Genomic DNA, 11064 nt, shown 5'->3' on the forward strand with positions numbered 1-11064 from the left:
GTGCGCTTAACCTTTACAGTGTCTAACTTGTCCATGAATAAGCTCCTTTTTCGTAAACTTATTTCAGGACGGGACAATAGGCACAAAAAAGCCCCGTAAATATTTATGGGGCTTTTTTTTGTTCAGAGAATGCGTTTAGTTTTTTGGAAGATTACCGTTAGAAAGATTTTTGTCTTGCTCGCTTAAATGTTGAGTCATCTCAGCACGCAGCCAAGATTTTAGGTTTTCAGACATCAGCATCATCTGATCGCTCAAATAATCGTCAATCTGCATTTCAAGCTCATGAATTAAGTCTTTATGAGTGACGCTGAGTTTGGCATCTTTAACGGCTAAGCTGATTGCTAAACTGGCTTTATTGTTGATGGCGTTAATACTGCTATCATTTTTAATAGTGCTGTCATCATCAATTGCATTAGCATGTTCGCTAATGGTTTTACTATTAGCAATATGTTCCTCATTATCAGACTCATCGTTGATGATAGTATCAACTTTATCGTCGATTTCTGTTTCATCTGCATCAGCTGTCTCTAGTTTTATAGCTGTTTCTAAACGATTTTTATCATCAGCCAACAGTGTCTCTTTTTCTGCTTCTTTTTGAGTATTTTCAGCTTCTTTAGGCTTATTTTTTTCTTCTAAAGCTTGTTCTTTTAACCTGCTTTCCTTTGTTAAGTGAGCTTCTTCTTGACGTTTGGTCTCTTCTGCTGCTTTGATTTTTTGTTCTTCTTCTAAACGCTGTTGTTCAGCACTTGCCTGTTCTGCCGCTTGTTTATCAGCGATTGCCTTGGCGATAGCTTGCTCAGCTTCGTGATTCTCATAGAGATCATCAAGGTGTGCATCTAGGTCATGGGTGCTAAAAACAAAAGTTTCAAATGGCGTTTCAGCTTTCAATAAAGTTGTGATATCGGTGAGTTCTTGGATGATTGAGGCACGGATAGGCTCTGGTGCACACGTCCAGCGCTGATAAAACTGATGAGAAAATGAATAGCTTGACATGGTATCGTCCATAAATGTTGCAAAAATTACCCCTTATCATACGCAAGGATGATAAGGGGCTGCAAGTAGACAATCGTAGTAAATCTGCCACCAAGGTTAAAAGGCCTCACTCATAAGCTTAATGTTTTAATCATTGAGTGGCCAGCGGGCAAATATCAATGAACCATTGGTGCCACCAAAACCAAAGCTATTGGATACGGCATACTGCAAGTTTTCAACTTTGCGCGATTGGTTGGCAACATAATCCAGATTACAGTTATCCTCAACGTTGTCCAAATTAATCGTTGGCGGTACTTGCTGATGTTGCAAAGCAAGCACAGTAAAGATGGCTTCAACGCCGCCCGCAGCGCCAAGTAGATGACCGGTCATTGATTTGGTAGAGCTGACCAAGATGCTATCTTTCACCGGGGCAAATACCGTTTCAATGGCGATAGATTCGGCGACATCACCAGCAGGCGTGCTAGTGCCATGGGCATTTACGTAACCAATGACTGACGGCTCAATACCAGCATCGTTTAAAGCATTACGCATCGCTTGTGCTGCACCACTACCATCTTCTGGCGGCGCAGTAATGTGACTGGCATCATCACTCATACCAAAGCCAACCAATTCAGCCAGTATCGTCGCACCGCGTGCTTTTGCGTGAGCAAGACTTTCTAGTACCATGACCCCTGCGCCATCACCAAGTACAAAACCATCGCGGTCTTTATCAAATGGGCGTGAAGCGCGAGTTGGCTCGTCATTGCGAGTTGAAAGGGCGTGCATGGCACCAAAACCTGAGATACCAAGTGGGCTTGAGCCTTTTTCACTACCGCCTGCTAGTATCACATCGGCGTCGCCATAAGCAATCAAGCGCGCTGCCAGACCAATTGCATGAGTTGCTGTAGTGCAAGCAGTGGACGTTGCAAGGTTTGGACCTTTTAAAGTATGTTTGATTGCCACCAGTCCTGCTGCCATATTGACGATAGAGCCTGGAATGATAAAGGGAGAGACTTTACTGGCACCTTTTTCACGTAAAGTATCACGGCTATTTTCGATGTTTTGAATACCGCCGATACCTGAGCCTATAATGACACCAAAGCGCTCTTGATCAACACCTTGTACCGGAGCGTCAGCAGCGCTTACTTCATTGATAAAACCTGCTTGCTGTAGCGCCATAGAGGAAGCAGCAACCGCATAATGCATAAAATCATCATAACGGCGTGCGTCTTTGGCGTTCATGTATTGCTTTGGATCGAAGTCTTTGACCACGCCTGCGATTTGCGCACGATAACCCGATGCGTCAAAATGACTAATAGCGGTGATGCCACTTTCACCTTTGAGTAGTTTTGCCCACGAGCTTTCGACATCTAATCCCAATGGCGTGACCGCGCCCATACCTGTCACGACAACGCGCATCTCATCAGTGCGTTCAAAATGTGGCGGCTTATGACGTTTTTTTGTCTGAGCGGTGGCAATAGGGTTATTAACAGTACTATTCGTAGCTTGGTCGATAAGTGAGTCGTTCGGTAAACTGCTGTGCTGGCTCATTCGCTATATCCTATACTGACAGATCCTAAGAGGAGTGTATTTCTAAAGCCATTATAAAACACATAGGTGTACGCATGTAAACTAAAATTTGACCGCTCAGGCAAAACATACTTGTCCCAATACCACGCCTTTACTTGCGCCTGTCACGGCGGGCAAGTTGCCAGTTTCACCCATAAGTGTTTGTCTTGCTAACCAAGCAAAGGCAACGGCTTCTACCCAAGTTGGCTCAAGTCCCAAGCTGGCTGTCGTTTCTACTTTGCATCGTGGCAGATGTACTTGTAAGCGAGTCATTAAATAATTATTTAACGCCCCGCCGCCGCAGACATAAACAGCATTATTGCTACTAGCATTGATAAATAGATTGATTTGCGCACTGGCACTGATGGCGGTCAGCTCAGTAAGCGTTGCTTGTACATCGGCGGATGAGTAGCGAACATCAGCAGAAGCCTGGTCGAATTTTTGTAACTCATCTTGTAGCCATGCTAAGTTAAAATCTTCACGCCCCGTACTTTTTGGATAGGTTTTCTTAAAAAATGGATGCTCTAATAGCTGGTTTAGTAAAGGCTCAACGACTTGACCTGACTGTGCCCATGTACCACCAGCATCATAATCCTTGTCCGTGTGCAATGTTGTCCACGCATCCAATAATAGATTGGCAGGACCGGTATCATAACCAACCACGCTATCAGATGGCTGATTTTCTGAGTGTTCATTAGAATCTACAAGGTCATTAGAAATCGCTGGCAAGACAGCGATATTAGCAATACCGCCCAAGTTTAATAACACACGCGTGCTATCAGGCACCGCAAACAATGCTTGATGAAAAGCTGGAACCAAAGGCGCACCTTGACCACCAACTGCCATATCACGGCGACGGAAATCACTGACGACGCTAATGCCCGTACGTTCAGCAATGATATTGGCATCGACCAATTGCAAGCTAAAGCCCATCTGAGGGCGATGGCGTACCGTTTGACCATGACAGCCAATCGCTAGTACAGATTCACTATCAGTATTTGATTGCTGCAATAACGTATTAACCACGTCGCTTGAAAATTCAGCATATTCTTTACTTGCCCAGCCAAACCAGTCTAATTCGCTATTTGGTTCATCATCGGATGGCGTTAATGCTTGAATACCATTAGGCTGACACAATGCTAATAGCACTTCACGCAGACGCGGTGGGAAATCTTGGCTATGAGTCGCTAACAAGTGCATCGGTTGTTGGGTATTATCTTTATCACTGAATTGACAAAGAACCGCGTCCATACCATCTAAGCTAGTGCCCGACATCATACCTATATATAAGCCATCATCGAAGTTTTCAAACACCGTTTGTTCGAGCGCATCGGTCAAGGTGGCATAGTTTAAATCGTCCATATTATCTAGACGGCTATCAAAATCATCATCTAAACTCAGATCTGAAAAATTATTATGCTGACTATCAGCAATCGATGCAGGGTTGGTCATGGCAATTTACCTTAAAAAACGCTAGTATATCTGTCAAATTCTAACATTTTTTGATGGCTACGAGATTCTAAATAGCCCAAACGCTTTACCCTTTAAATAAAGACAATAAAGAGAGCATCATGACCACCCAAACTTATACCCTAGAAGAACAACTAGCGATAATCCAACGCGGTACACAAGAAATCCTATCTGAAGAAGATTTGGTTAAGAAGCTAAAGCTGAATCGTCCGCTGCGTATCAAGGCAGGCTTTGATCCTACCGCACCAGACTTACATTTGGGTCATACCGTGTTGATTAATAAGCTGAAGCATTTTCAAGATTTGGGTCATGAGATTTATTTTCTAATCGGCGACTATACCGCCAAGATTGGTGATCCTTCTGGCAAAAACAGCACGCGACCGCCATTGACCGATGAGCAAATCAAAGTCAATGCTCAAACGTATGCTGAGCAAGTATTCAAGATTTTGGATAAAGAAAAAACCCGCATCGTCTTTAACTCTGAATGGTTTAAAGACATGTCAGCAGGCGATATGATTCAGCTTTCTAGCCAGTTGACCGTCTCACGTATGCTTGAGCGCGATGATTTCTCTAAACGCTACGCGTCGCAAACGCCAATTGCTATCCATGAGTTTCTCTACCCATTGGTGCAAGGTTATGACTCTATCGCACTAAAAGCCGACGTCGAGCTTGGCGGTACTGACCAAACCTTTAACATCCTAATGGGACGTACCCTGCAAGGTCGTTACGGACAAGAGCCACAAGTTTGTATCACGGTGCCAATCTTAGAAGGGCTAGACGGCGTTAATAAAATGTCCAAGTCACTTGGCAACTATGTCGGTATTTACGATGCGCCGGGTACCATGTACCAAAAACTGCTGTCTATGCCAGATACCTTAATCCGTCGCTACTTTGAATTTTTAAGCTTTAAGCCGATGGAAGAAGTCGAAGCGTTAATGGCAGAGATGGAAAACGGTCGCAATCCACAAGAAATCAAACGCATTCTTGCCGAAGAATTGATCGAGCGCTTCCATGATGCCGATGCTGCGGCTAATGCGCACAAATCAGCGGGTAACGTACTAGCTGATGGCGAATTGCCAGTCGATTTACCAGAAGTGACGTTAGAGTTAGAAGGGCAGAACGCATTATTTATCACGCAGATATTAAACCAAGCAGAGCTTGCCAAAAATAGCTCATCGGCTAAAGACATGATTAAACGTGGCGCGGTAAAAGTAGATGGCGAAGTCGTCGACGCGGGCTTTAGCTTAACGTCTGGTCAGACAGTCGTTATCCAAGCAGGCAAAAAGGCCTATGCGAAAGTGACGGTGGTCTAGAATGGATAAGGTTAAATTGTTTGAAGGGATAAAATTAGAGTTCGAGGAACTTGAGTACACAGATAAGAGTGGTCTTGATAAGCTGATACGTCGTTTAAAAATGCTTATAACTAAGATCTATGATTCTGGCTCTAATTATTTAGAAGACTTGAACAAAATTAATTTCTTTTCATCAATCGCATATCCAAATATGCCAGATTCTATTAATTTTAACGCTTGGAGCTCGGGTAGAGATAGAACTGTTAACTTAATTGGAACTATAATCGAAGAGCTAGAGCTGTTTCCAAAAGACACGAGTATGAACAATATTGAAGTTGCAAGAATTGACCGTACCAATGTCTTTATAGTGCATGGGCGTGATGATGGTGCTAAAGAAACGGTAGCAAGGTTTATAGATAAATTAGGCTTTGTGGCTACTATTCTTCACGAACAGATAAACTCTGGTGCTACGATTATAGAAAAAATTGAGAAGAATACTGATGTTGGTTTCGGTATCGTACTTTATACTGCATGTGATGTTGGTGGGATAAAGGCTGATTTAGACAATCTTAAGCCGAGAGCTAGGCAAAATGTTGTTTTTGAACACGGTTTTCTAATGGGTAAAATTGGAAGAGAAAACGTTGTTGCACTTGTAAAAGGTAACGTTGAAATTCCTAACGATATATCAGGCGTAGTTTACGAGTCTATGGATGAAGGTGGAGCTTGGAAATATAAGATTGCTAGGGAAATGAAAAGCTCTGGTTATGATGTGGATATGAATAAAATTGACTAATTGGAAGCAATAATGACAAACCAAGCTACTATCCTCCAAGGTATCTACCGCCATTACAAAGGCAGCCTTTACCAAGTATTGCATACAGCTCAGCATTCAGAAACCGAAGAAGCCTTAGTCGTTTACCGCTGCCTATACGGTGAGTATGGCGTGTGGGTACGACCATTAGCGATGTTTACTGAAACTGTTGAAGTTGATGGTATGCAAGTAGCTAGATTTGAGTTAGTCAAAGTATTAGCTGATTGATATCTCAAAATGTTCAAAATTTATTGCCCAAATAAAAAGCGAACCGTTAAGGTCGCTTTTTTTATGTGAATAAGTAATCAATCCTGCAGAAATACTCTCAATACTTTATAAAACCCAACAGGTTCATCCATCGGTACTGCATGACCTGAGCGCGACAACACGACCTCAGTTGCATTGGGTAGCATCTGGGTGACTTTTTGCTGCCACTTAGCATCGTAGAGTTTGGAGCGACCACCGATGAGGTTAACCACTGGAATAGTGACACGCTCTATCGCGCCGCGGAAGTCATAGGGCAATGTCAAATAGGCTTGCAAGCAACGCATTTTATGATGCCAAATACTGTGGTCATAAAGCGCAAGTTTGGGATCGTTTTTATAGGTCATCACTTGTATAAAAGCTTTTGAGCGCGTGCGATTGACGGATAACAGAGAAAATAGCCGTTCGACATCCGTTGCACGGCGTTTCAGGGCAAAAGGCAGATGAGTAAAGCTTTTGATGTTAGCATAAGGCAAAGTCTTATCAATCACCTCATGAAAGATATCGAATACTTCTTGCTGGCGCGTGCCAAACAAGCCACCTTGCCAATCAGGTTGATTATGAATAGCGGGACTTTGGTCAATATTTAAATAGCGGCTGACTCTTTCGCTACCATAACGCTCAAAATACGCCCACATCACTTGCGCACCCATCGAGATGGCGGCAACTGGCAAGGATTCTATATTGCGCGCCAAGCAAATTTGCTCAATGACGACACTGATATCATCGGCATACTGACGCACAAAATCAAACTGGGTTAGCTTAATATCTTTTGCCGCCCCAAACCCTCGCAAATGCGGTAGATAAAATACGTATTTGCCAACTAAGGGTAAAATAAACGGCAAAAACTCACGCGCATCCATACCATAGGCATGCAAGAGCAGCATGGGTTTACCATTTCCTATCACTGACACTGGTAGCAACGTACCGTCAGTCAAAGCAATATCAATTGTTTTCAACTGATAGTTAGCAGGCAGTTTGATTAAGTTTCTCTTCATAAGGCAATGCACCTTGTTTTCATTAAGCGGTTTTACCAAGTCGATTTAGCCAAAATGTATCGTACCAAAAGTCTTTATCTCATTTCTAAAAGACTGCTATATTAAAATAGGTAACTGACCATAACATAAAAGCTGTTTAGGGTTAAAAGCAGTTGAGCGGTAAAAGTAGCGACTTGTCATAGACTGTGATCAATCGAATCAAACGTCGGCAAGTAAAATATAAGGATATTAAGGTATGAACAAGTCAAATTTGCCATTGCTTGATAGCAGCCTATATCCGCAAATCTGGCAGCAGCAGAACTTTGCTAGTCCACAGGCATTATTGATGGAGATGTTAACAGCAGATACCACACTAGACGCCGATGCTTTCACCAAGCAATTGCTAGCCAATGATATTTATCAAGACTGGATTAATAGCAGCGTGTTTGGACGTTATTTACATCGTAATTTTACGGCGTTCTCTCAGCAAACAGAAGACAGTTTCAATATTGATATGCCTTCGCTGTTTCGTCAGGAATTGATGCGTCACGCGCAGTATTTACCATTAGAGCAGGTATTGTTTTTTGCAGGGGATTTACCAAAAAGTGTGCGTCAGACAAAGGTGTTAATTACAACTGTTAATCCTGTTACCGCCATCATTAATGCTCAGAAGCTAAGTGAAAAAGCTACCATCAATAATTCGACCACGATTATCAATCAGATAGTGATTAAAGGTAAACAAGTCTTAGGATTTCCGATACGGCACAATAAACGCACTAGCGAGCGCTTGCGTAATGAAGTACTGATTTTAGATTTTCAAGAGTTGCGCTTGGTCAATGAAGAGAATGTCAGTAGCAAAAAAAGAAGCAATATAGAGGAATCTATATTGCTTCGGTCTTATGAATTACGTTAATAGGCCAAACAGTCAGCTAAAATTTTAAGAGTCTTGCTTAGCAATTGTTAGTCCGTTATAAGTTTGCGCGACAGGCATGACTTCCAAGCGATTGATATTAATATGGGCAGGCGATTCAATCAACCATAATAAAATATCGCCGATATCATCGCCGGTCATGGTTTTAAAGCCGTCGTAAACCTGAGCAGCTTTATCGTCATCGCCGTGGTAACGCACGTTTGAAAACTCAGTACCCGCGACATTACCCGGTTCAAGGTTGGTCACGCGCACTTGCGTACCGATGAGATCCGCACGCAAATTTAAGCTAAACTGTTTGACAAAGGCTTTGGTCGCGCCATAGACGTTACCACCAAAATAAGGCCAACTTCCGGCAATTGAGCCGACATTAATGATATAACCGCTATCACGTGCGACCATGGCTGGCAAGACCGCGTGAGTTAGCGCCATGAGACCTTTTATATTGGTATCGGTCATACGCATCCAATCATCAAGACTAGCCTTGTGCGCAGGCTCTGTACCGAGTGCCAGTCCAGCGTTATTTACTAAGACATCGATTTGTTTAAAATCAGCAGGCAAATCCGCAATGATTTGCGGGATAGACGCTGTATCACTCACATCCATGACTACAGGTAAAAACGTCTCGCCCAAAGTTTCTGCTAAAACATTGAGTTTGTCTAAGCGTCTGGCACAGCCAATCACGCGATGACCTTTGGCAATCAAACGCTCAGCCAGCGCTTTACCGAAACCCGCGCTTGCCCCTGTAATCAATACGTTCATCTTATATCCTTATCATTGATGTTTTGTACATATGTCATGTTGTTTGAGACGACAGCTTGTCTTAGTTTATCTGCTCTGGCTTACTTATTAAATAATTGCTTACCAAAGATTTTATCGCCCGCATCGCCCAGACCTGGAATAATATAACCGTGCTCATCCAAATGACTATCTAATGCAGCAGTATAAATAGTCACGTCAGGATGTGCTTCATTGACTACACGGACCCCTTCAGGTGCCGCAACTAATACCAAGGCTTTGATATTGGTACAGCCGTTTTTCTTAAGCATTTCGATAGTTGCAACCATAGAGCCGCCAGTGGCTAACATTGGGTCAATGATAAGGGCTGGGCGTTTGTCCATATGGCTGACAAACTTTTCAAAGAACGGCACCGGTTGTAAGGTTTCTTCATCACGCTGTAAACCAACGACAGAGATTTTTGCTGTAGGAATCAAATCGAGCACCCCATCAAGCATGCCAATACCTGCACGTAAAATCGGTACGATAGTTGCCGTCTTACCGATGATCTGCTCACCAATGATTTCACCACACCAGCCTTCCATCGGAAAGGTTTCAATTTCAAAATCGCGGCTAGCTTCATACGCCATCAAGCGCGCAAGCTCTTTGGTTAATGTACGAAACTTATAAGTACTACAGTCTTTTTCGCGCATAAGGCTGAGTTTATGACGGACTAACGGGTGATCGATAACAGTGATTTTTAAGTCGCTCATAAGTATTCTCTTGGTTTTTTGGTCTAATGCTTGATTAGTATAAAAGATACAAACACTTACTGCACTTCAACCCTATATTTGGCCAATCAATAGTAAGCTTAATACTTTAACAAAAAGTAAGCCAAAGGCATTTACAATGAGATCGGTTTTATTTAAGCCGACTATGTTTGACTATATAGCGCTATAACAAATGAAGTAGTGTTTAACCCTGCTATGATAGCAAAAAAACCGCTTTTCTGATGAAGAATCTTATGACCAAAACCTCACTGAATAATCCCACCCATCCACAAAAAGCTGCTAACGACTTTGTGTGGACACAGAAATTAAAGACCGATAGCGCAAATATCGAAACCCATCCTTTTGGTCCTGTCCTACCACCTGATGCCACCGTCATGATGATGGGCAGTTTTCCACCCACTGCCGATAAATGGGCAATGAGGTTCCATTATCCCAATTTTCAAAATGACATGTGGCGCATTTATGGACGCGTATTTTTTGATGATGCGGATTATTTTAGAGTAGGGGAGGAGAAACGCTTTGATCCTGAGCGCATTCGAGCCTTTATGTTTGAGCGTGGTATTGCCTCTTGTCCCACGGTAGTACAAGCAATTCGCGAAACAGGCAATGCGTCTGATAAAGACCTTACGGTCGTGACCACTGTCGATCTAGACACAATTTTGCCGCAAGTACCGAAAGTACAGGCGCTATTCACGACTGGTGGTAAGGCAACAGAGGTCTTACTGAACTTATTAGCTGAACCACCTGCCAAATCAAAGCATCCCAAGACCAATCAAAGTATGGGCTATCCTTATAAGTGGCAGGATAAAGATAATAAAAAAGCTGATGTTAATAGTTTAACCTTATATAGACTGCCTTCTACCTCGCGCGCCTATCCTTTAGCATTAGATAAAAAAGTCTCTGCTTATAAAGACTTCTTCAAAAAGATAGGTAAGCTATAAAAGTGTTATATATAGAAGAAGCTATGAGGCTATATATAAGCACCAACTAAGGACAAGAATTGATTTTGGTAAAAGTAAAAGTACTTTCAACCCTAACTGACTGATAAATAGATGGTATTGATGATAAGGGTAGATAATCGCCAAAATATCGGGCAAAGCCCCTTGACCCCCTACTAAAACAGAGTATACTGCCCTCCAGTTGAAAGGGAAGGCGGATTGAGAGTGGTTTATCGCTTAGAAAATTTAGCCAACCGAAAAAATTACTTTTAAGTTAACTCAAATTAAAATAATTTACTTCTTGACTTACTAATTAAAGCGTCTATAATACGCAC

11 protein-coding genes are annotated in these 11064 nt (G+C 42.5%); 5 read left to right on the forward strand and 6 right to left on the reverse strand.

The genetic code is table 11. The features are described from left to right. Positions 1 to 135: 135 nt before the first annotated feature. From JMX89_RS12495 to JMX89_RS12505, 3 genes are all read right to left on the reverse strand, one after another. Complete coding sequence (locus tag JMX89_RS12495; RefSeq protein ID WP_227673101.1) at positions 136 to 993, reverse strand: hypothetical protein; 858 nt, start codon at positions 991 to 993, stop codon at positions 136 to 138. Between the two features lie 126 nt (positions 994 to 1119). After that, a complete protein-coding gene (fabF, locus tag JMX89_RS12500) occupies positions 1120 to 2391 on the reverse strand; it encodes a beta-ketoacyl-ACP synthase II (protein WP_227673103.1) in 1272 nt (423 codons plus the stop codon). A 228-nt stretch (positions 2392 to 2619) separates the two neighbouring features. After that, positions 2620 to 3993 carry an anhydro-N-acetylmuramic acid kinase gene (locus tag JMX89_RS12505; protein WP_201532530.1) on the reverse strand — a complete coding sequence of 458 codons (1374 nt, stop codon included), beginning with the start codon at positions 3991 to 3993 and terminating at the stop codon, positions 2620 to 2622. Between the two features lie 119 nt (positions 3994 to 4112). Between JMX89_RS12505 and tyrS the strand changes: the two genes are divergently transcribed. Genes tyrS through JMX89_RS12520 form a run of 3 tightly spaced genes read left to right on the forward strand, consistent with a single transcriptional unit; the run spans position 4113 to position 6342 of the window. Continuing rightward, entirely contained in the window at positions 4113 to 5324 is a 1212-nt protein-coding gene (tyrS, locus tag JMX89_RS12510; protein ID WP_201532531.1) for a tyrosine--tRNA ligase, read from the forward strand. 1 nt (position 5325) lies between these two features. After that, positions 5326 to 6096, forward strand: a complete 771-nt coding sequence (locus tag JMX89_RS12515) for a TIR domain-containing protein (protein WP_201532532.1) — start codon at positions 5326 to 5328, stop codon at positions 6094 to 6096. Positions 6097 to 6108: 12 nt separating this feature from the next. Continuing rightward, positions 6109 to 6342, forward strand: a complete 234-nt coding sequence (locus tag JMX89_RS12520; protein WP_201532533.1) for a DUF1653 domain-containing protein — start codon at positions 6109 to 6111, stop codon at positions 6340 to 6342. 77 nt (positions 6343 to 6419) lie between these two features. Here JMX89_RS12520 and JMX89_RS12525 read toward each other — a convergent pair whose 3' ends face one another. Further along, positions 6420 to 7376: an alpha/beta fold hydrolase gene (locus JMX89_RS12525; protein ID WP_201532534.1), complete on the reverse strand. Its 957-nt coding sequence runs from the start codon at positions 7374 to 7376 to the stop codon at positions 6420 to 6422. 235 nt (positions 7377 to 7611) lie between these two features. On the opposite strand from JMX89_RS12525, the gene JMX89_RS12530 reads away from it, so the two are divergent. Next, on the forward strand, positions 7612 to 8268 hold the full coding sequence (locus JMX89_RS12530) for a hypothetical protein (protein ID WP_201532535.1): 657 nt from the start codon (positions 7612 to 7614) through the stop codon (positions 8266 to 8268). A 24-nt stretch (positions 8269 to 8292) separates the two neighbouring features. Here the strand turns inward: JMX89_RS12530 and JMX89_RS12535 are convergent, their stop codons facing one another. Then, positions 8293 to 9045, reverse strand: coding sequence for an SDR family NAD(P)-dependent oxidoreductase (locus JMX89_RS12535; protein ID WP_201532536.1), 753 nt, complete (start codon positions 9043 to 9045; stop codon positions 8293 to 8295). 80 nt (positions 9046 to 9125) lie between these two features. Beyond that, the gene (gene upp / locus JMX89_RS12540) at positions 9126 to 9773 is read right to left on the reverse strand and encodes a uracil phosphoribosyltransferase (RefSeq protein ID WP_011281223.1); all 648 of its coding nucleotides are present in this window, start codon (positions 9771 to 9773) and stop codon (positions 9126 to 9128) included. Between the two features lie 251 nt (positions 9774 to 10024). On the opposite strand from upp, the gene JMX89_RS12545 reads away from it, so the two are divergent. Next, the gene (locus JMX89_RS12545; protein WP_227673102.1) at positions 10025 to 10732 is read left to right on the forward strand and encodes a DNA glycosylase; all 708 of its coding nucleotides are present in this window, start codon (positions 10025 to 10027) and stop codon (positions 10730 to 10732) included. Positions 10733 to 11064 lie beyond the last annotated feature (332 nt).

This window comes from Psychrobacter sp. DD43, from assembly GCF_904846555.1.
GTDB lineage: Bacteria > Pseudomonadota > Gammaproteobacteria > Pseudomonadales > Moraxellaceae > Psychrobacter > Psychrobacter cryohalolentis.